At 44.8% G+C, this 18603-nt stretch carries 27 protein-coding genes; 17 read left to right on the top strand and 10 right to left on the bottom strand.

Annotated features, from left to right (window positions below):
• Positions 1–23: 23 nt before the first annotated feature.
• Entirely contained in the window at positions 24–680 is a 657-nt protein-coding gene (locus JOJ89_RS12395; RefSeq protein ID WP_029280399.1) for an NAD(P)H-binding protein, read from the top strand.
• Between the two features lie 22 nt (positions 681–702).
• Complete coding sequence (locus JOJ89_RS12390) at positions 703–981, top strand: DUF6123 family protein (RefSeq protein WP_087946326.1); 279 nt, start codon at positions 703–705, stop codon at positions 979–981.
• A 27-nt stretch (positions 982–1008) separates the two neighbouring features.
• On the opposite strand, the gene JOJ89_RS12385 is transcribed toward JOJ89_RS12390, so the two are convergent.
• Genes JOJ89_RS12385 through JOJ89_RS12375 form a run of 3 tightly spaced genes read right to left on the bottom strand, consistent with a single transcriptional unit; the run spans position 1009 to position 2993 of the window.
• On the bottom strand, positions 1009–1905 hold the full coding sequence (locus JOJ89_RS12385; protein WP_029280402.1) for a DMT family transporter: 897 nt from the start codon (positions 1903–1905) through the stop codon (positions 1009–1011).
• Positions 1902–2303, bottom strand: coding sequence for a reverse transcriptase-like protein (locus tag JOJ89_RS12380; RefSeq protein ID WP_029566006.1), 402 nt, complete (start codon positions 2301–2303; stop codon positions 1902–1904). The genes JOJ89_RS12385 and JOJ89_RS12380 overlap by 4 nt, the downstream gene beginning before the upstream one ends.
• Before the next feature lie 12 nt (positions 2304–2315).
• Positions 2316–2993, bottom strand: a complete 678-nt coding sequence (locus JOJ89_RS12375) for a queuosine precursor transporter (RefSeq protein WP_029280405.1) — start codon at positions 2991–2993, stop codon at positions 2316–2318.
• 137 nt (positions 2994–3130) lie between these two features.
• Here JOJ89_RS12375 and JOJ89_RS12370 point away from each other — a divergent pair, with 137 nt between their 5' ends.
• Complete coding sequence (locus JOJ89_RS12370) at positions 3131–3817, top strand: reverse transcriptase-like protein (protein ID WP_029280407.1); 687 nt, start codon at positions 3131–3133, stop codon at positions 3815–3817.
• On the top strand, positions 3810–3995 hold the full coding sequence (locus tag JOJ89_RS12365; RefSeq protein ID WP_029280409.1) for a zinc-finger domain-containing protein: 186 nt from the start codon (positions 3810–3812) through the stop codon (positions 3993–3995). Before JOJ89_RS12370 ends, JOJ89_RS12365 begins: the two co-directional genes overlap by 8 nt.
• 38 nt (positions 3996–4033) lie before the next feature.
• Here JOJ89_RS12365 and JOJ89_RS12360 read toward each other — a convergent pair whose 3' ends face one another.
• Positions 4034–4300, bottom strand: coding sequence for a DUF2564 family protein (locus tag JOJ89_RS12360; protein WP_029280411.1), 267 nt, complete (start codon positions 4298–4300; stop codon positions 4034–4036).
• Between the two features lie 191 nt (positions 4301–4491).
• Here JOJ89_RS12360 and JOJ89_RS12355 point away from each other — a divergent pair, with 191 nt between their 5' ends.
• Positions 4492–4698 (top strand): hypothetical protein, encoded by a 207-nt coding sequence (locus JOJ89_RS12355; protein ID WP_029280413.1) that lies wholly within the window; start codon positions 4492–4494, stop codon positions 4696–4698.
• Positions 4699–4755: 57 nt separating this feature from the next.
• Here JOJ89_RS12355 and cspD read toward each other — a convergent pair whose 3' ends face one another.
• A complete protein-coding gene (gene cspD / locus JOJ89_RS12350) occupies positions 4756–4956 on the bottom strand; it encodes a cold-shock protein CspD (RefSeq protein WP_029280415.1) in 201 nt (66 codons plus the stop codon).
• A 237-nt stretch (positions 4957–5193) separates the two neighbouring features.
• On the opposite strand from cspD, the gene JOJ89_RS12345 reads away from it, so the two are divergent.
• The 3 genes from JOJ89_RS12345 to JOJ89_RS12335 all read left to right on the top strand — a co-directional run bounded on the left by JOJ89_RS12345 (position 5194) and on the right by JOJ89_RS12335 (position 6038).
• The gene (locus JOJ89_RS12345) at positions 5194–5445 is read left to right on the top strand and encodes a hypothetical protein (protein WP_029280417.1); all 252 of its coding nucleotides are present in this window, start codon (positions 5194–5196) and stop codon (positions 5443–5445) included.
• Between the two features lie 69 nt (positions 5446–5514).
• On the top strand, positions 5515–5781 hold the full coding sequence (locus tag JOJ89_RS12340; protein ID WP_029280418.1) for a phosphocarrier protein HPr: 267 nt from the start codon (positions 5515–5517) through the stop codon (positions 5779–5781).
• Positions 5782–5855: 74 nt separating this feature from the next.
• On the top strand, positions 5856–6038 hold the full coding sequence (locus JOJ89_RS12335; RefSeq protein WP_029280420.1) for a hypothetical protein: 183 nt from the start codon (positions 5856–5858) through the stop codon (positions 6036–6038).
• A gap of 802 nt (positions 6039–6840) precedes the next feature.
• On the opposite strand, the gene JOJ89_RS12330 is transcribed toward JOJ89_RS12335, so the two are convergent.
• Both JOJ89_RS12330 and JOJ89_RS12325 read right to left on the bottom strand, forming a co-directional pair.
• Positions 6841–6996, bottom strand: a complete 156-nt coding sequence (locus JOJ89_RS12330; protein WP_203287574.1) for a hypothetical protein — start codon at positions 6994–6996, stop codon at positions 6841–6843.
• Positions 6997–7008: 12 nt separating this feature from the next.
• Complete coding sequence (locus JOJ89_RS12325; protein WP_029566002.1) at positions 7009–7236, bottom strand: DUF3892 domain-containing protein; 228 nt, start codon at positions 7234–7236, stop codon at positions 7009–7011.
• Positions 7237–7374: 138 nt separating this feature from the next.
• Between JOJ89_RS12325 and JOJ89_RS12320 the strand changes: the two genes are divergently transcribed.
• Positions 7375–8073, top strand: a complete 699-nt coding sequence (locus tag JOJ89_RS12320; protein WP_234703403.1) for a class I SAM-dependent methyltransferase — start codon at positions 7375–7377, stop codon at positions 8071–8073.
• Positions 8070–8768, top strand: coding sequence for an AIM24 family protein (locus JOJ89_RS12315; protein WP_029566000.1), 699 nt, complete (start codon positions 8070–8072; stop codon positions 8766–8768). Before JOJ89_RS12320 ends, JOJ89_RS12315 begins: the two co-directional genes overlap by 4 nt.
• A gap of 44 nt (positions 8769–8812) precedes the next feature.
• On the opposite strand, the gene JOJ89_RS12310 is transcribed toward JOJ89_RS12315, so the two are convergent.
• The 3 genes from JOJ89_RS12310 to metA form a co-directional block, all read right to left on the bottom strand.
• Entirely contained in the window at positions 8813–9820 is a 1008-nt protein-coding gene (locus JOJ89_RS12310) for a metal-dependent hydrolase (RefSeq protein ID WP_203287573.1), read from the bottom strand.
• Positions 9821–9862: 42 nt separating this feature from the next.
• Complete coding sequence (locus JOJ89_RS12305) at positions 9863–11032, bottom strand: diglucosyl diacylglycerol synthase (protein WP_051827260.1); 1170 nt, start codon at positions 11030–11032, stop codon at positions 9863–9865.
• A 139-nt stretch (positions 11033–11171) separates the two neighbouring features.
• Positions 11172–12080, bottom strand: coding sequence for a homoserine O-acetyltransferase MetA (metA, locus tag JOJ89_RS12300; protein ID WP_029280430.1), 909 nt, complete (start codon positions 12078–12080; stop codon positions 11172–11174).
• Positions 12081–12219: 139 nt separating this feature from the next.
• On the opposite strand from metA, the gene JOJ89_RS12295 reads away from it, so the two are divergent.
• From JOJ89_RS12295 to JOJ89_RS12265, 7 genes are all read left to right on the top strand, one after another.
• The gene (locus JOJ89_RS12295; protein WP_029280432.1) at positions 12220–13896 is read left to right on the top strand and encodes a formate--tetrahydrofolate ligase; all 1677 of its coding nucleotides are present in this window, start codon (positions 12220–12222) and stop codon (positions 13894–13896) included.
• Complete coding sequence (locus JOJ89_RS12290) at positions 13896–14396, top strand: hypothetical protein (RefSeq protein WP_029565995.1); 501 nt, start codon at positions 13896–13898, stop codon at positions 14394–14396. Before JOJ89_RS12295 ends, JOJ89_RS12290 begins: the two co-directional genes overlap by 1 nt.
• A 2-nt stretch (positions 14397–14398) precedes the next feature.
• Positions 14399–14881, top strand: coding sequence for a glutathione peroxidase (locus JOJ89_RS12285; protein ID WP_029280436.1), 483 nt, complete (start codon positions 14399–14401; stop codon positions 14879–14881).
• A 57-nt stretch (positions 14882–14938) separates the two neighbouring features.
• Positions 14939–15802: an amidohydrolase family protein gene (locus JOJ89_RS12280; RefSeq protein WP_029280438.1), complete on the top strand. Its 864-nt coding sequence runs from the start codon at positions 14939–14941 to the stop codon at positions 15800–15802.
• Between the two features lie 59 nt (positions 15803–15861).
• Positions 15862–16710 (top strand): DegV family protein, encoded by an 849-nt coding sequence (locus JOJ89_RS12275; RefSeq protein ID WP_203287572.1) that lies wholly within the window; start codon positions 15862–15864, stop codon positions 16708–16710.
• A gap of 13 nt (positions 16711–16723) precedes the next feature.
• Positions 16724–17374: an HD domain-containing protein gene (locus tag JOJ89_RS12270; protein ID WP_203287571.1), complete on the top strand. Its 651-nt coding sequence runs from the start codon at positions 16724–16726 to the stop codon at positions 17372–17374.
• Between the two features lie 79 nt (positions 17375–17453).
• The gene (locus tag JOJ89_RS12265) at positions 17454–18578 is read left to right on the top strand and encodes a conserved virulence factor C family protein (protein ID WP_029280442.1); all 1125 of its coding nucleotides are present in this window, start codon (positions 17454–17456) and stop codon (positions 18576–18578) included.
• The last annotated feature ends 25 nt before the right edge of the window (positions 18579–18603 follow it).

Here is an 18603-nt window from a genome sequence, read left to right as displayed (position 1 = left end):
GAAGAAGATTGGAGTGACAAATCATGAAGAAAGCAATGATTGTCGGGGCAAGCGGCCTCATCGGCACGGAGCTGCTTGAGCTGCTGCTCTCATCAAAGCATTATTCAGAAGTGAAGACGGTTACAAGGAAAGCATTGGACCGCAAACACGATAAGCATAAGAACATCGTCGTCGACTTTAATCATCTTTCAGCAAGCAAACATGAATTTGAGGTGGATGACCTCTTCTTATGTCTTGGCACAACCATGAAAAAAGCAAAATCAAAAGAAGCTTTCTATAAAGTTGATTTCGAATATTCAGTGGAGGCGGCAAAGCTTGCAAAACAGCAGGGAGTGAAACGGGTGCTGGCTGTCTCTGCAATAGGTGCTGACAGAGATTCGCTCTTTTACTATAACCGGGTAAAAGGACAAATGGAGGATGCACTCAGAAACATTGGCCTTCCGTCAGTTATTCTGTTCAGGCCCTCTCTTCTGCTTGGAGACAGACAGGAATTCCGGATGGGGGAAAAACTGGGCGAGTGGCTGTTTAAACTTTTCGGTTTTGTCTTTATAGGCAAACTAAAAGCGATGAAACCTATACATGCGAAAACGGTCGCAAAAGCAATGCTGAAGGAAGCACAGAATAAAGATCCTCTGGTTATCACATTTCAATCTGATGAAATTAAGGATATTGGCTATTAGAACATGCTAAGGCGGGGTATGCTTGCTACATACGATACAATCAGTGACAGATTATTTGCAGCATTTACAGGATAAAGGATTCCACTTTAAGGAAGATGCCCTCGGATTTATTGAATTTGGAAAGCACTATACTGGCGCAGAAGATAAGCTGGTCATAGCTGCAATCGAGCTGACATTAAAAGCACAAAAAGAATTTGACGGCGCTTTTTTTGTCTCTCTTCTAGAAAGACTGACAAAAGAAAAGGCAAGAAACCGCAGCCAGGCGCTGCGGGTTGCAAGGGAACTGAACATTTTAAATTAAAAAATCCCGGAGATCTCCGGGATTTTTTTAATGGGAAACAATTGATTCTTTTTTTCGGGCAGGCTTCCATTCCGCCATCAGCATCGCAGATAGAATGAGCACACAGCCGAATATACCGGCTGAAGAGAGCCGCTCACCTGCGAAGAAGTAGGCAGTCAGCGCTGCAAATACAGGCTCTGATGCGTATATGAGGGCAACCCTGGATGCTGTCGTATACTGCTGAAGCTTTGTCTGGACAAAAAAAGCAAAAGCTGTTGCAAAAAAGGCTGTAATAAACAGGGCTAACATCACGTCCGCTGTCAGCATTTTTCCCGCATCCGGCACATTTTCAAAAAGACCTGACGCTGAAAAACTCAGAATAGAAACGGTAAATAATTGGACGATGGTCAAAAGCCAGGCATCGTGCTGTCCCGAGAACCTTCCCGTAAACAAAATATGCAGGGCAAAGGCAAGAGCACAGCAGAAAACGAGCAAGTCACCCTGGTTAAACGATGAAAAGCCGCTGAATGTCAAAAAATACAGACCGGCTGTGCCAACCGCAGCTGCGGCATAAACTGTTTTCCTTGCCGCTTCCTTAAGGATCCATATGGAAAGCAGGGGAACAATCATCACGCTCAGGCCCGTAATAAATCCTGCTTTAGAAGAAGTCGTATACAAAAGGCCGACTGTCTGAAAAGCGTAGCCGAGAAAGAGAAACAGACCCAATGTGACACCGGCGGCAATTGAACGTTTCGAAGGAGCTAGACGCGTCATTTTCCTGCCAATTAAAGCAACAAGCAAAGCAGCAAGGAAAAACCGGACGCCGTTAAAAAAATGAGGGGGCATAAACTGAATCGCTTTTTGAACAATAACAAAAGTAGACCCCCAGATGCATGCCACAAGAAGCAGGCTGAGATCGGCTGTGAGAGATGATTTAATCTTCATGCTTTATCACGGCCATTCATCCGGATCGCTTTTCTCGCAAGCTCATCAGCAACCGCGTTCTGCTTGCTTGGAATCCATTTAATGAAAAAAAGATCAAATCCGTTTTTTAGCTCAAGAACTCTCTCGAGCAGCGGTACAAAGGAAGGGTTCTTCACATACTCTTTTTCAACAGCCCGCTCGACAAGCTGGGAGTCGGTCCTGACTGAAATGATGGAAAACCCTTTCTCCCTGCAGATCTCAAGGCTTTTTATCAATGCATGATACTCCGCTTCATGATTCGTCATTGTTCCAAGCGGCACGGCAAACTGCTCTCCCTTGCCATGCCCTTTTATGAAGATGCCTGCTCCGGAAGGGCCCGGGTCTCCGGCACTGGCACCATCCACATATACTTCAATCATTTCTTCCTCTCCTCATTCCGCAGGTTTTATTCTTTTGGCCAGATACGCAAATGGTGTATCAATAATAGCAACGACAAATTTAATCAGATAAGTCGTGATGAAAATCTGAATCCAGATGTCAAACGGATAGACGCCCAAAAAGGCAATTGATGTGAAAATAAGGGTGTCAAGCAGCTGGCTGATCATCGTGCTTCCGTTATTCCTGACCCACAGCAGCCTGTCAGATGGAAACTTCCGTCTGAGCCATGAGTAAATTGCCACATCTGTATACTGGCTGATAATAAAGGCTGCGAGGCTCCCGATGGCAATACGGGGAATCATATCAAAAATCGTCTTTAATGCCCCTTGTGCAAAGTCCGTTTCATCAGGCTGGAACATGAGTACACCCTGCATAATGACGGTAAGGGAAATCAATGTTGCAAAACCCAGCCAGACGGCTTTTTTGGCCTCTTTTTCCCCGTATTTTTCATTGATGATGTCGGTCACTAAAAAGGCAGTACCATACATGATATTCCCCATCGTGGCCGTTAATCCGAAGATCTCGATCGTTTTGACTACCTGAAGGTTGGCTACAACGGTCGAAAATCCGATCCAGACAAATAATCCGCTCTTGCCGAAAAGTTTATAAAATAGCAGAACAATGATAAAATTAATGAATGCAAATCCGATCCACAATAATTCGTTTGGCATATAAAATCTCCTTGCTGATATAATTTAGGAAGGTTTTTTTGTGAAGACTTTTCCCTTACTATGCATTAAGCCGAATATGATTATAGCACATTGAATACAATTGCCGGTACAAGCAAGACTACAGGATAACACGAACCATGAAGTCAGGAGTGAAAATGGTGAAATATCACATTCAGTGGATGTACAAAACCCCGAAAAAGCAGAGCGTCCTGTTCAGTTCGGATGAGACCGATCTTGAGACTGCCATCAGTATCGGAGAAGATGCCGAAAAAACAGGCAGAGCCCAGTCACTTGAGTTTATTGATTCCAGGGGCACTTCATGGACACTTAAAGAACTTAAGAAGCTGGGACTCGAAGTTGCGCATGAACCAACGGATGTAGAAGCTTTTTTTGACGGAAATTATAATAAGCTCTCAAAAGAAGCGGGCCTTGGAGCTGTTATCTACTATACAATAAACGGTAAACGATCAAGAATGAGATACAGTCAAAAGGCGGAGGCTCTTTCTAACAATGAAGCAGAATACATGGCCTTTTATTTTTTGGTCCAAAAGCTTGAAGAGCTCGGCGTGCAGCATCAGGACGTCACGTTTAAAGGAGACTCGCAGGTCGTTCTCAATCAGCTTTCGGGAGAGTGGCCCTGCTACGAGGAAGCATACTCCCGCTGGCTTGATAAAATAGAAAAAGCACTTAACAAGAGAAACATCCGCCCAATCTGCGTACCTGTCGCCAGAAAAGAAAATGCCGAGGCGGATAAACTTGCAGGACAGGGGCTCAGCGGCATAAAGGTTGCAAGTGAATGGACGGCTGGTGATCAAGATGAATGAGAGAGACAAAAGACAAATCGTCCATGAGATTGATGAGCTGAATGATACATACTGCTCAGACTGTCTTCTCAAAAAACTTTTCAGAAAAGAACGCGGGAAAAAAGCAGCCCATGCATTTTGCATTGGAGAATGCACAGTAGGGCAAAAGATGAAGGAGTACGGCAAAAAACTTGTATAGAAAAACAGAGAAAAATCCGCTGAACTCAGCGGATTTTTTTATTTTTTCGCTTCATTAAGCTGATGCTCGCACTGCAGCAAAAGCTCATTCTGATTGCTTAAAAACGGCTGATCAACGCCTGTCTCACCAGCTGTCTGATAAATGGCTTTAGCATCCTGCAAAGCTTTTTCTGCGTTTTGGATAGCTTCAGGATCCATGCTCATCGTTGCCGAGCCCGTCATTTTCTGTGCAGCAGCAACTGCCATTTCAAGCTGCTTTAAGTTGTTAAAACCGCTGATAAGACCTGTGTGATTAATTTGATCCAAGTCCTCACCTCCACACCTTTATCGTTCGACAACCTTCTTAAAATATACATCGAAAAAATAGGGCGAAAGAAACTGGATGAAATTTCTCTAAAATAAATATTCGTTAAAAAGAAGGATTTTGTTCTTTATTGAAGAATAACTGTAGATTAGGATGAACCTTTTTGACTATGCCGCAGGGGAGGGTGACAGCAATGAAAACAACAATCAAAATCAATGATGATATAAAGCAGGCTTTTTACGAAATATATGGCGATTTAGATATGCTTTTGTTCATGGCAAAAAACGGCAGCGTCTTTAACCAGTTTGAAGTAAAAAGGATCGAAGGGAAGCTTAAGCAAAACTTAAAGGCTGTTGAATTTTTAATTGTCAGCCAGGATTTAACGAAAGAAAGAGGCTGAGATATCTCAGCCTCTTTCTTGCATTCGTATATGATCAATTATAATGTACGTTTGTAATTATAGTTTCACTACGTTAGCAGCTTGTGGTCCACGGTTGCCTTCAACGATTTCGAAAGAAACTTCCTGGCCTTCTTCAAGTGACTTGTAGCCGTCTCCCTCGATAGCTGAGAAATGTACAAATACATCGTCTCCGCCTTCAACTTCGATAAAACCGAAACCTTTTTCGTTGTTGAACCATTTAACTTTACCGTTTTGCATAGTACTTTATCCTCCTAATACTGTAGCACAGGTGTTGCTACCTGGAAATATTTTATCAATCAGCGAATATGTATGCGCAAACAAAGTTTGGAAAAACGATGTTTCACTAACTATTAGCTAAATGATGATTTAAATATACACTATTGGAAATTTGTCGTCAAGTTACCTATAGATTTTTACGGAAATTTCAGATATTTTAATTATAGGTGGAATAACTTGTAAAGGGATGTGGGAAACGTGTACAAAACAAACATTGGAAACATGCAGGTTATTTTTAAAAAAGACCGAAAAATGAGCGATGACCGTTTTCTGCAGGCATGCAGCCAGCTTGAAACGCTTGAATCACTGCTGGACTTCGAGCATGAAAGGCTGATTCTCATTAAAGATGCCCTTCAGAACACCATCATTGTAGAAAAAAAGAACACGCAAATCTGCACCATTTATCTGCACAGCTACATTACAAATGAAGAAATCATTAAGCTTGCTTAAAAAACAGTTTCCTTTTGATCAAAAACGATTATAATATTTCTTTGTAGAATGAGGAGAGGGGAAAGAAAGATGCAGCAGAAGAAATTTGAAATTACAAGCGAGTCAGGCATACATGCACGTCCTGCAACATCTCTTGTCAATGCAGTCAACTCTTTTACAGCAGATGTGAACCTGGAAGCGAACGGCCGCAAGGTTAACCTGAAATCAATTATGGGTGTAATGTCACTAGGCATTGGAAAAGGTACAACCATTACCGTATCAGCCGAAGGCGAAGATGAAAAAGAAGCTATTGAAGCAGTAGAGCGTGTCATCATGGCAGAACAGCTTGGCGCATAATCATGAAAATCTCCTGGAAACAGGAGATTTTTTTTTATGGCAGGAAATACTATACCTGAATGGAGGCGAGAAAGATGAAGGATAAAAAATATCCATCTTACCTTGGAAGCGAAGAAACATCACGCGCCAATGACGGCATCAATGAAGCATTCTATGACAACGGGGACAAAATGCAAATCCCTCTCTATATGAACAATGAAACAGCGGCTATTACGATTGACAGGGGCAGAAATGAGCAGGCTGATCGTGAAGAATAGGGCTCCAAATATTTTGGTTTCAGCGTGAAAAAAAAGGCGCCGCTCGGGTGAGTGGCGCCACAAACAGGCTTCATGGGTGAAGAAAAGTGGCAACACTCCGGTGAGTGACGCCACAAACAGTCTTCATGGGTGAAGAAAAGTGGCGTCATTCCGGTGAGTTGCGCCACAAACATGCTCTGTGGGCGAAGAAAAGTGGCAGCACTCCGGTGAATTGCGCCACAAACAGGCTCCAAGCGTGGAGAAAGTGGCGTCATTCCGGTAAGTGACGCCACAAACAGGCTCCATGCGTGGAGAAAAGTGGCATCATTCCGTCGAGTGACGCCACAAACAGGCTTCATGGGTGAAGAAAAGTGGCATCATTCCGTCGAGTGACGCCACAAACAGGCTTTGTGGGCGAAGAAAAGTGGCACCACTCCGGTGAGTGGCGCCACAAACAGGCTTCATGGGTGAAGAAAAGTGGCAACACTGCGGTGAGTTGCGCCACAAACAGACTTCATGGGTGAAGAAAAGTGGCGTCATTCCTGTGAGTTGCGCCACAAACATGCTCTGTGGGCGAAGAAAAGTGGCAGCACTCCGGTGAATTGCGCCACAAACAGGCTCCAAGCGTGGAGAAAGTGGCGTCATTCCGATGAGTGACGCCACAAACAGGCTTTGAAGGCGAAGAAAAGAGGCACCACTCCGTTGAGTGAAGCCATTAACAGACTCCATCCATTAAGAGAACGGAATCTTTCCTGCAAACAACGCATTAAAACAGTCTTTGCAGACAGAAAACCAGCTGCCGCGGCAGCTGGTTTCATCATCCTTATTTCCCGGAAGTTTTTGATTTCTGGTCTTTGTTGCGTTTATTTCCTTTGCTGTTGTCGCCTGAAATGATTTCCTGGCCGAATTCTTCCTGGAAGTGTCCTTTTTCAGGTGAGTTGCTGTTTGCGCTGCCTTGTTTGTTGTATTTTTTTGTCATTATCTATTCCTCCTAAAATTGTGGTAGTGCGTCAAGGTTATTTGCTTTGGTGTTGTCAGGGTTGCTTCGGATATATGTGCCGCCGCCTTTTCCTTTAAAGGTGCTGACACCTTCAATCATGCCGCTTCCTGCTTCTGCAAGCGCCTGTTCGTAGGAAAGAATTCTGCCTCCAGAGGTTTTAAAAGCGGACAGATCGCCGTCGCTGTTTTTCTGAACAGCAATAAAGGTTTCCTTCTCCATTGTAAGCACTCCTTTCACATACAGAGAGATCTCTGCTTACATTAGTTTTTATTCTTTGCCGACTTTTATTCCGCAGAGAGGAATTCCGGCGGTTTCCTAGAAATGTATAATGAATGCTGATAACTGGAGCTGATTCAAGTGGTAAATACATATGACTGGGAAAAAGAAGCAGAGAAAAAATGGGACGAGCGGGCTGCCTTCTGGAACAAGAGCAGCAAAGAAATGTGGGATACCGGCAGCAGAAGCACGGTCATCCCGTTTTTCAAGAAGTATGTGAGTGAAGGATCAAAGGTTATTGATATCGGCTGCGGGGACGGCTATGGGTCGTTCCTTTTAATGCAGGAGGGCATGAAGGTGACAGGAGCTGATTTGTCCCCTGAAATGATCAGGCTTGCAAAGCAGCACGAAAAAGAAGGCAGGCTTGCGTTTAGACAGGCAAATATCATGTCAATGCCATTCGGTGACGGAGAGGCCGATGCACTGCTGACGATTAATTGCCTTGAATGGACAGCCGATCCGCTCGCCGCATTACTGGAATTAAAGAGGGTTGTTAAAAAGGAAGGCTATCTGTGCATTGCTGTTCTTGGGCCGACAGCGCATCCAAGAGAAAACAGCTACGGGAGGCTGTATGGAAAAGATGTCATCTGCAACACCATGATGCCGTGGGAATTTGAAAAACTGGCGCATGAAAACGGCTGGGAATTGATCGACAGTCAGGGTGTTTACAAACGGGGAGTTACAGAGGACATGGTACATAAACTGTCAGTAGAATTAAAGCAGTCACTTTCATTTTTGTGGCTGTTCATGCTTCAGAAAAAGGGAGAGGATAAGCGATGAACAGATACAGCATTCAAGAGTTTGTGGAGAAAACAGAGCAGCAGGACAAAGGACAGGGGCTGTTTGAGCTTGAAACCGAGAGGCTGCTTGAAATCAATCTGAACGGGCAAATTTGGACAAAAGCCGGAGCGATGGTCTCATACCGCGGTCAGATCAAATATGAACGAGAAGGAATTCTTGAGCACGGCCTTGGGAAAATGTTTAAAAAGGCGCTGACAGGCGAGGGGACGGCTCTTATGAAAGCGACTGGAGCCGGAAAGCTTTATGTAGCTGACCAGGGAAAAAAGATTTCCATCATAAATCTGCAGGGAGAGTCCATTTTTGTAAACGGCAATGATTTGCTTGCATTCGAGCCTTCCATCACATGGGATATAAAAATGATGAGGAAGATTGCGGGTATGCTCTCAGGAGGACTTTTTAATGTGCGGCTTGAAGGCAGGGGAATGCTTGCGATTACCTCTCATTATGAACCTCTGACACTGATTGTCAAACCTGGTGATCCGGTTTATACCGACCCGAATGCAACGGTTGCCTGGTCAGGGGGACTGACTCCGGAGTTTGTTACCGATATCTCGCTGAAAACGTTATTCGGGAGAGGGAGCGGAGAGTCTATACAGATGAAATTTGAAGGTGAAGGCTTTGTTGTCGTTCAGCCATTTGAAGAGGTATATTACAGTCAAACGACGTCAGGCTGATCATGGCCAAAATAGATAAAACCCCCGGAATTCCGGGGGTTTTATTATGCGTCGAGACCTGCTGTCCCTGATGAGTTACCGGGAAGGAGGGTACTGTGCAGCTTTCCTGTCTGGTGAATCCATCCTGTTTGAGATGAGAGAATCGTTCCGTTCCGGGCCAACAGGCAGACAGCCATATAGGGGTAATGATTTTTAGTCCGGAAACGGAGGTCAAAAAAGCGGACTTCATATCCAGATGGATTAGGAATAACCATACTGTGCACATGTTTTGAGTTTTTCAGGAAATGCCGCACGTTTTGATCTTTTTCAGCAGCTGATATCAGCCCATGCTTTGTTTTTTCAAACGAATGAACCGGCCTGACCTTGCCTGAGCGCAGTTCACCGGTGGTAAAGCCTGATTCTGTTTCAGACACAAACTGCCATACTGACCAGCGAATCGTAGGGACGACAGTCAAAACTGAAGACTCGCGGAGTTCGTTTCTGATTTGTGCAAGAGCTCTTCTGGAACTGAAGAAACGTTCAATGACATACACCAATATGATTGTGTAAATAACAGAAAAAATAAGACCCGGGCTTTCTCCAGCGGTCCAAAGTGCAAAACCGGCAATGTTCAAAAAGACAATCAGCGGGTCAAACAGCGGGATGAAATTCAGGGACAGCCATTTTTTTGTGAATGGCCGTGCTGCCTGAGTGCCGTATGCGTTAAAAAGATCAAATAAAACGTGGATCAGCACCGCAGCGAACGTCCAGCCGAATAGGTGCATCGCCTCCTGGCCTGATAAGGCAGGTGAAAAAACGAAAATAATGGCAGTAAGCAGAAAGCTCCAGATAAACCATGCAGGCACAGAGTGCGATAACCCGCGGTGATGCTCGGTGTACATTCCTTTGCCTTTAAAAACTCTGAGCGCGTAATCAAAATCCGGTGCATTTGATCCAAGAACGGTGCCGGCCATCACTGCAGCGACAAGTTCGGGATTCTGTCCGACAGCAGGGTCGATGTATGCGAGTCCTGCAAGGCCGAAACCCATGATGATGTGCGTGCTTGTATCCATTTTTTAGCCTCCGGGGGTGTATTCCCCTTCATCCGGAAGGTCTTATTGAGCCTTAATAAATTTGTTCTCTTTAAAAAGAGAAGCTTCTCTGAGTATATCTTCCATAATGGTTAAGGATGAATTCGGATGGTGAAGACGCTTGATGTTGCGTTTCATTCTCTTAAGTTTTTTATCGTCTTTCAGCAGGCTGCTGACAGTCTCATACACTTCCTCTGAGCGATTGACTACAACAGCTGCCTCGTTTTCTTCAAAAAAGAGGGCATTTTCTTTTTCCTGTCCGGGAACAGGTTTGAAAAGTATAACGGGAACACCGACAGCTGCGGCCTCGCTTAACGTGATGCCGCCTGGTTTTGTTACCATGCAGGATGCGACTCTGAAAAGCTCATCTACCCTTTCAACGTAGCCAAGAAGCTTCAGGTTTCTAACATTTTTGCCTGTTATCGTCTCAAGGTTTTCTTTCAAAACCGCATTGTTTCCGCAAACCACGACCGTCTGCAGATTCTGGTCTTCAATAAACGACTCGCACAGTTCTTTTACGTTTTTGAGAACACCGTGCGCGCCTGCCATGACAAGCAGAATCTTTTTATTGGGATCAAGCCCGTATTTGCTGCAGATTTCATTTTTATCAAGGTTTTCTTCAAACACGGAACGAATTGGTATGCCTGTCACCTTGACGGATGCAGGATGAATGCCGAGGCTCATGACCTTTTCTTTCACCCGTTTGCTTGCCACATAATATTTATCGATATTCTGGTGAACCCAGATTTTGTGAAGACAGAAGTCAGTGAGCACATTGAAGGTTGGAATCATGTGGCCAGTGCGTCTTCTGTACTCAGGCACGACGAAAATCGGGAATGTATTGATGATCAGATCTGGCTGCTCCTTTTCAATCAGCTCAAAAAGCCTTTTATTTCCGAGCTTAAAATACAGGGTCAGCAGTTTCTTGTTGTAAATTTTATCGACGCCGTAATAAAACATGCGGTAAAACTGTTTGCCGATCGTGAAGCTTTTTAAATAAAGGTATTGGGTGATTTCTGTAAAAACAGGGTTCGATTCAGCGTACAGATCAGAAACAACCACTTCCTCAATTCCCATGTCCTTGCATTGCTTAACAAGTGTTTTTGAGACTTGAACATGTCCGTTCCCGTATTTTGCGGTTAAAATTAACACTTTCGGTTTTTTTAACAATGCATTCACCTCAGCTATAATCATAAACAGGACGCTTATGTTCCTGCTATTAAAAGCGTATCACAGGATTATTTACAAAATATAAAGATTAGATAAAAATTAAATTAAATTCACCTTAATTTTAACAAATAAATCCAAATTGTGTGATATTTTTTTCCATCGCTTATTCCCATTCGTAAGGCGTTTCCTGATAGACGCAGTAATTCAGCCAGTTTGCAAAAAGGAGATGGGCATGGGATTTCCACTTTTGAACAGGTTTTTCAGACGGATTGTTATTTGGAAAATAAGAGGACGGAATGGCCGTCTGGATTCCTTTAGCCCGGTCACGTTCATATTCCTGTTGCAGGGTGTGAAGATCATATTCAGGGTGGCCAGTCAAAAAGACGTGCTTTGCATCCTTTGAAGCTACAAGACATACGCCGGCTTCTTTTGATTCGCTTATGATGTCGAGTTCTTCAACCGCCGCAATATCTTGTCTCTTTATATCCGTATGCCGGGAATGCGGCACATAGTAGTGATCATCGAACCCTCGGACAATTTTTACAGAATCATTACAAATGACATGTTCAAACACACCGAAACATTTTTCTTCCAGACTATATTTATTTACGCCATAGTGATAGTAAAGTCCTGCCTGGGCACCCCAGCATATATGAAGGGTGGACGTGACATGATTGTTTGTCCATTCAAAGATTTCTTTCAGTTCGTCCCAGTATGAAACCTCTTCAAAAGGAAGATGTTCGATTGGCGCGCCTGTTACGATCATGCCGTCAAACTTTTTGTGGCGGATTTTTGAAAAAGTTGTGTAAAACTGCTGCAGATGCTCTTCTTTTGTTGTTTTGGATGTATGGGTTTCAGGTCTCATAAATGTAATGTTCAGCTGAAGAGGGGAATTCCCTAGCAGTCTCAGCAGCTGTACTTCTGTTTTCTGTTTTTCGGGCATAATATTCAGGATCACAATGTTCAGCGGTCTGATATCCTGCTGATACGCTCGCTTATCGTCCATGACGAAGATGTTTTCTTTTTCAAGAATTTCTTTTGCGGGAAGGTCAGATGGAATATTTATAGGCATGAATGAACCTCAACTTTCTGTACATTTCAGAGTTTTCTCTATTATAGAAAGTTTGGAATAATAATTCAATTTGCTTTTGTGTTACAATTGTGCGTGAAATCAATCTATTAAGCAGAAAGTAGGGCGCTGTGTGCTAAAAATGAAACATAAATCAGACATCGAAATCGCTCAGGAAGCTGTCATAAAACCAATCCGGGAAATTGCGGGACAACTTGATATTTTAGAAGATGAAATTGAGCAATACGGTAAATATAAAGCGAAACTGTCGCTGGATCTTCTTAAAAGAAAGCAAGATGCTCCAGACGGGAAAATCATCCTCGTGACGGCCATTAATCCGACACCTGCCGGAGAAGGGAAATCGACGGTAACAGTGGGCCTTGGCCAGGCGCTTAATCTGCTTGGAAAAAAAGCAGTGATTGCCATGAGAGAGCCTTCACTCGGTCCGACGATGGGAATCAAGGGGGGAGCTGCAGGCGGGGGCTATTCTCAGGTCATTCCGATGGAGGACATCAACCTGCATTTCACAGGAGACCTTCATGCCATTACAGCGGCAAACAATGCATTGTCAGCTTTACTGGACAATCATATTCATCAGGGGAATGAAAAAGGGATCGATCCAAGAAGGATTACGTGGAAGCGGGTCATGGATTTAAATGACAGGGCACTCCGGAATGTCATTGTCGGTCTTGGTGGCCCTGTTAACGGAACTCCGAGAGAGGATCATTTTGACATAACGGTCGCATCGGAGATTATGGCCATTCTTTGTCTTGCATCGGGCCTTGACGATTTAAAGAAAAGACTTGCCGATATCGTCGTCGGATTTACATACAGCAAGGAGCCGGTGACAGTCGGAGAGCTTGGTTTCCAGGGAGCGCTTGCACTTCTATTAAAAGATGCCCTGAAGCCTAACCTCGTGCAGACGCTGGAACATACGCCAGCGATCATTCACGGCGGCCCGTTTGCAAATATCGCCCACGGCTGCAACAGCCTTCTCGGAACAAAAATGGCTGCCAAGCTTGGTGATTATGTTGTAACAGAAGCTGGATTTGGAGCAGATCTGGGAGCAGAGAAGTTTCTTCACATCAAAACACGGGCAGGAGGATTCGAACCTGCTGCAGTCGTCATCGTAGCGACCGTCCGCGCTCTTAAAATGCATGGCGGAGTGAAAAAAGACCAGCTTCAGGAACCTGATAAAGAAGCGATGCTTGCAGGAGCATCGAATCTTGCGAAGCATATTGAATCCATCCAGCAGTTTGGGCTGCCTTATACGGTTGCCATTAACCGTTTTACATCTGATGCTGATGAAGAAATCGATGCGCTGCTTGACTGGTGCGCGGCTCATTCCCATCCTGCAGCTCTTTCTGAAGTATGGGAAAAAGGGGGCGCAGGCGGAATGGAACTCGCTGAAAAAGTCATTCAGACAATCGCAGAAAATAAAAATCAGTTTTCGCATTTATATGATCTTGCCGACAGTATTGAAGCCAAAGTTGAAAAAGTGGCAAAAACCGTTTACGGGGCAAAAGCGGTGGAATTTTCGTCAAAAGCCAAAAAGCAGCTTAAGGAGTATGACGGGTACGGGTGGTCCAATCTTCCGGTCTGCATGGCAAAAACCCAGTATTCTCTTTCTGATCAGCCTGAACTGATTGGAAGGCCGGAAGATTTTACGCTTACAATCAGAGAGCTGAAGCCTTCAATTGGAGCGGGGTTCATCGTATGCTTGACAGGGGATATCATGACAATGCCAGGACTCCCTAAAAAGCCTGCGGCACTCGGCATGTCGGTAGATGCAGACGGGAAAGCGGCAGGGCTGTTCTGATGTTTGATCCGACTGCATTTGACAACTTAAAAACGGTCCTTGAAGGTGCTGTTTACGACGCGGATCTTGACGGCAGCATTTCAGTTACAGGCAGAAAGGATCTTGTAGACCTTGCGGCGATGTCAAGGGTGTATGAGATTCAATTTCAGCTGAAAGAATCAAAGGATGCAGCTGCTGTATTCCGGCTCGCCATGAGCCTCCCGGAGCTTTCTGGAGAGCTTTTGAAAACAAATGATGTACATTCGTGCGAAATTGGCCTCACTTTTCATGAAAAGGGGCCAGAAGAGTTTACGTTCGCTAAACGAATGATAGAAGAAGACTGGGGAGTTAACTTTAAGGTGCGTCACCAGGTGATGTATGATGTACCGTTTAAAGAGTACAGCCATGTTTATCACGTTCAGTTCGGGCGGAGCATAAGCGAAGATCATGTGGATGATCTGATGGCGATGACAGAACATGCCATTACAACCCTCGAAAAAATAGCTGAAGGAGGAAGCTGACTATGAGTATTTATGATCTTCATGTAAAAACAATTAATGGTGATGAAAAATCAATGGATACGTACCGCGGAAAAGTGCTTGTGATTGTGAATACAGCGAGCAAATGCGGATTTACTCCGCAATACAAAGCGCTGCAGGAGCTTTACGAACGGTATCAGCCGGAGGGGCTTGAAATTCTTGGCTTTCCATGTAATCAGTTTATGAGCCAGGAACCTGGGACGGAAGAGGACATTATAAGCTTTTGCGAATTGAACTATGGTGTTTCTTTTCCAATGTTCGCCAAAGTTGATGTCAATGGCCCGAAAGCTCATCCGCTGTTTACCCATCTAACAAACGAAGCGCCTGGCCTGCTCGGTTCAAAGGCTGTTAAATGGAATTTCACCAAGTTTCTAGTGGATCGTGACGGAAAAGCTGTTGAACGTTTTTCTCCAAATACAGACCCTAAAGAAATGGAAGAAACGATTCAGAAGCTGCTGCAGCAGTAAATTTGCCGGAAAGAAGCCAATAACGGCTTCTTTTCGTTTATAAAGGAGGAACGTGCAGTGAAAATCATTGATGCCCATATGCATATTTCAGAGATTCAAAGCTTTAGGCAAACAGGGGATGACGTTTCTCTTGTGGATTATTCCCTGAAAGGGCTGCAGAAAGAATATGAAGATGCAGGAGTTGTAGCTGCCATTGCCATGGGTGTGACTGAAACAGCCGGCGGTGCTTTTCCGGATAAAGCTGCAGAGACACCAATGGGAGTCGACATTGAAGGCAGTGTGCCCAATAATTTTTTCGTCTGTCAGGGAATTAATCCGTATAAGCTCAGCGAAGAAAATCTTCTGATGCTCGAGAAATCCCTCCAGCACCCACAGACGGCCGGGATTAAAATTTATCTCGGATACTATCCTTTTTATGCCTATGACAAAGTGTACGGACCAGTCTATGAGCTTGCTGAAGCATTCCGCCTTCCGGTTGTTTTTCATACGGGCGATACATATTCAGACAGAGGTCTTCTCAAATACAGCCACCCTCTCACTCTTGATGAAGTGGCAGTTGAACACCGGAATATCCAGTTCATGATGGCGCATCTCGGAGACCCCTGGGTGCTTGACGGTGCTGAGGTCATTAATAAAAACCATAATATGCATGCCGATTTATCCGGACTGCTTGTCGGCACTGACAGGACGATTGCAGCCAAAAAGAAGACCAGGTTCTTTGATCACCTGATTCATGCGCTTTCCTACTGCGATCACTATGACAGGCTTTTATTTGGGACAGACTGGCCGCTTATAGGGATAAAACCATACATTGAACTGTTTTGCGAACTGATTCCCGAGGAACATCACGGGCTCTTTTTTTACGATAACGCCCTGCGTCTGTTTCCAAAATTAAATGAGTTTTTAAAAGAGGAATCCTAAACTCTTTCGACTAATACTAAGAATAGGGGTTTGAAAGCTTAAAGAGAAAGGGGAATACGATGATGGGGAGAAAAATTGCATGGGTAACAGACAGCACGGCAAGCATTGATCAGGAAATCAGGGATCACCCCGACATATACTGGGTGCCTCTCCTTGTATGCATCAATGGAGAAGACTATTTGGACGGTGTGACTCTAGCACCGGAAGAATTATATCCGCTACTTAAAAAACCGGAAAATGCCATTACCACATCACAGCCGCCGCCGGGAGCTTTTGCAGAGCTTTACAGGAAGCTTGCAGAAGACTATGACGAAGTGATTTCCATCCACCTGTCAAGTCTTCTCAGCGGTACCTACTCTTCTGCTGTTCAGGCAGCAGGCGAAGCAGAAATACCGGTTACGGTCATTGATTCTCTCATTTTGTCAGAACCTCTGACAAGAATTGTTAAAGCAGCCGTTCGCATGCACGAAAAAGGCATGGAGACGGAACAAATTGTTGCAGAGCTTGAGAGTCTGAAGGAGAAACACCATACATACGTGCTGATCGGGGACCTTACAAGACTTCACAAGAGCGGAAGAATGACCGGAACTCAATATTACCTTGGAAGTCTTTTAAACATTCAGCCAATCATCCGCATTAAGTCCGGGTCGCTTTCTACCGAAGAAAAAGTCCGGTCTGAAAAGAAGGCGTTTCAGTATATAGCAGGTCAAATCAAACAAGGCAGTCAAACACATTCAATCCGTGAAATTGCGGTGATGTTCACTTCAAAACGCGACAAGGCCGACCGCCTGCATGACACGCTTGCGAAAGAATTTCCCGAAATTCCGGTTAAGCTTGTGCCGCTCTGCACAACAATCGGTGTACATACAGGCGAGGACGTAGCCGGCGTATCCTGGTTCCAAGAATAGGAAGTGTCTTAATTTGAAAGAAATCATTGAAAACATCGAACACATCGTAAAAGAGCGTCTCCAAAAAGAAGGCACCGGTCACGACTGGCACCATATTGAAAGGGTAAGAAGGACGGCTGTTAATCTGGCGAAAAAATACGCGTGCAGCCAATCTGTTGTTGAACTTTCTGCTCTCCTTCATGATGTGATTGACGAAAAGCTGTCAGATGAAATCCGGATGAGTACCGAAGAAGTCGCAGCCCTGCTTGAAAAGGAAGGACTCGATCAGTCGTCTATCAGTGATATTCTGGCGGTCATTACATCGATATCATTTAAGGGAGGGGGCAGGGAGAAGGTTTCTTCCATAGAAGCACAGATCGTCCAGGATGCCGACAGGCTTGATGCAATGGGGGCAATAGGAATTGCAAGAGTCTTTTCCTACGGAGGATCAAAAGGCAGCCTCATCCATGATCCGGACATGCCTGTCAGGAGCAGCATGACTGAAAAAGAATACCGCTCGGATCGTTCTACGTCCATCAATCATTTTTACGAAAAACTGCTGAAGCTGAAAGATCTCATGAATACAGAGGAAGGAAGGGTTCTTGCCCTGCAGCGCCATCAGTTTATGGTTGCCTATCTCAAGCAATTTTACCTTGAATGGGAAGGGCCGGGAAGGAACTCGTGAGGGACGGTTTCTCTAAATGGAAAGAGCAATTACAGCTATGTTAGAATAGGTGCAGACACGAAACAAGGAGTGACATGGCTTGAATATTAAATCAATTGAACCGACACCGAGCCCAAATACAATGAAAGTCATTTTGGATGAGGAGCTGCCGGGCGGGAAAAGCAGCAATTATAAGCCTGAAACAGCTGAGGGTGCACCGGGCGTCATTCAGGAGATTCTTAAAGTGGAAGGCGTAAAAGGCGTCTATCATGTGGCGGATTTTCTGGCAGTAGAACGCAATGCCAAATACGACTGGAAAGAGATTTTGCCCAAAGTCCGTGCTGCATTCGGCGAAGAGACGGAAGAAAAAGCTGACTCCGGCTCAAAAATCAATGATCATTTCGGCGAGGTCAATGTCCACGTCCAGATGTTCAGCGGCATCCCGATGCAGGTTAAGCTTTCTGACGGCGAGACAGAAAAACGGTTCGGACTTCCCGAGCGTTTTCAAAAAGCGGTTCTTGCTGCGCAGCAGAACGCAGACAACGTTGTGCTTGAAAGAAAGTGGAAGGAACAGGGAGTAAGGTATGGCGACTTTGATGAAATTGGAAAAGACGTCACGGAAGAGCTGCAGGCAGCCTATACAGAGGAGCGGCTGACAAAGCTTACAGAAGCTCTTTTGAAAAAGGACAAGTCTGAACCGGTTCCATCCCGCAAATCTTACACGGTGACAGAGGACATGCTTGAGGATCCGGAATGGACGGTGCGCTATGCGCATCTCGAGCAAATGGATCCAAAAGAGAGCGATCTTCCTGTTTTAAATAAAGCATTAACAGATGAAAAGGCATCAATCCGAAGACTTGCGGCAGTATATCTGGGGATGATCGAGGAACCGTCTGTGCTTCCTTACCTGTACAAAGCCCTGAAAGACAAATCGGTTACCGTTCGCAGAACGGCCGGCGACTGCCTCTCAGACATCGGTGACCCTGCAGCTATGGAAGAGATGATGCTTGCCCTTAAAGACAAAAACAAGCTTGTCAGATGGCGTGCAGCCATGTTCCTTTATGAAGTCGGCGACGAGCGGGCACTGAGCGCCCTAAAAGAGGCCGAAAACGATCCTGAATTCGAGGTCAGCCTTCAAGTGAAAATGGCCATCGAACGGATTGAAGGCGGAGAAGAGGCAAAAGGCTCCGTCTGGAAACAGATGACAGAAAGCAGACAGCAATAAGACGGCCGAAAGACTAAATCACTTA

This window comes from Metabacillus sp. cB07, assembly GCF_016839225.1.
Taxonomy (GTDB): Bacteria; Bacillota; Bacilli; order Bacillales; family Bacillaceae; genus Bacillus_P; species Bacillus_P indicus.
The sequence above is the reverse complement of the archived record's forward strand: the minus strand, read 5'-3'. Positions and strand labels throughout refer to the sequence as shown.

Bases quoted from the DNA above. Each gene is read 5' to 3' on its own strand.
- JOJ89_RS12335 (WP_029280420.1), top strand. From the start codon at position 5,856: ATGAAGGATAAAAAATATCCATCTTACCTTGGAAGCGAAGAAACATCA.
- JOJ89_RS12385 (WP_029280402.1), bottom strand. From the start codon at position 1,905: ATGAAGATTAAATCATCTCTCACAGCCGATCTCAGCCTGCTTCTTGTG.
- JOJ89_RS12340 (WP_029280418.1), top strand. From the start codon at position 5,515: ATGCAGCAGAAGAAATTTGAAATTACAAGCGAGTCAGGCATACATGCA.
- JOJ89_RS12365 (WP_029280409.1), top strand. From the start codon at position 3,810: ATGAATGAGAGAGACAAAAGACAAATCGTCCATGAGATTGATGAGCTG.
- JOJ89_RS12380 (WP_029566006.1), bottom strand. From the start codon at position 2,303: ATGATTGAAGTATATGTGGATGGTGCCAGTGCCGGAGACCCGGGCCCT.
- JOJ89_RS12290 (WP_029565995.1), top strand. From the start codon at position 13,896: ATGTTTGATCCGACTGCATTTGACAACTTAAAAACGGTCCTTGAAGGT.
- JOJ89_RS12370 (WP_029280407.1), top strand. From the start codon at position 3,131: ATGAAGTCAGGAGTGAAAATGGTGAAATATCACATTCAGTGGATGTAC.
- JOJ89_RS12285 (WP_029280436.1), top strand. From the start codon at position 14,399: ATGAGTATTTATGATCTTCATGTAAAAACAATTAATGGTGATGAAAAA.
- cspD (WP_029280415.1), bottom strand. From the start codon at position 4,956: ATGCAAAACGGTAAAGTTAAATGGTTCAACAACGAAAAAGGTTTCGGT.
- JOJ89_RS12315 (WP_029566000.1), top strand. From the start codon at position 8,070: ATGAACAGATACAGCATTCAAGAGTTTGTGGAGAAAACAGAGCAGCAG.
- JOJ89_RS12275 (WP_203287572.1), top strand. From the start codon at position 15,862: ATGATGGGGAGAAAAATTGCATGGGTAACAGACAGCACGGCAAGCATT.
- JOJ89_RS12375 (WP_029280405.1), bottom strand. From the start codon at position 2,993: ATGCCAAACGAATTATTGTGGATCGGATTTGCATTCATTAATTTTATC.
- JOJ89_RS12355 (WP_029280413.1), top strand. From the start codon at position 4,492: ATGAAAACAACAATCAAAATCAATGATGATATAAAGCAGGCTTTTTAC.
- JOJ89_RS12310 (WP_203287573.1), bottom strand. From the start codon at position 9,820: ATGGATACAAGCACGCACATCATCATGGGTTTCGGCCTTGCAGGACTC.
- JOJ89_RS12295 (WP_029280432.1), top strand. From the start codon at position 12,220: ATGAAACATAAATCAGACATCGAAATCGCTCAGGAAGCTGTCATAAAA.
- JOJ89_RS12330 (WP_203287574.1), bottom strand. From the start codon at position 6,996: ATGACAAAAAAATACAACAAACAAGGCAGCGCAAACAGCAACTCACCT.
- JOJ89_RS12395 (WP_029280399.1), top strand. From the start codon at position 24: ATGAAGAAAGCAATGATTGTCGGGGCAAGCGGCCTCATCGGCACGGAG.
- JOJ89_RS12305 (WP_051827260.1), bottom strand. From the start codon at position 11,032: ATGATTATAGCTGAGGTGAATGCATTGTTAAAAAAACCGAAAGTGTTA.
- metA (WP_029280430.1), bottom strand. From the start codon at position 12,080: ATGCCTATAAATATTCCATCTGACCTTCCCGCAAAAGAAATTCTTGAA.
- JOJ89_RS12325 (WP_029566002.1), bottom strand. From the start codon at position 7,236: ATGGAGAAGGAAACCTTTATTGCTGTTCAGAAAAACAGCGACGGCGAT.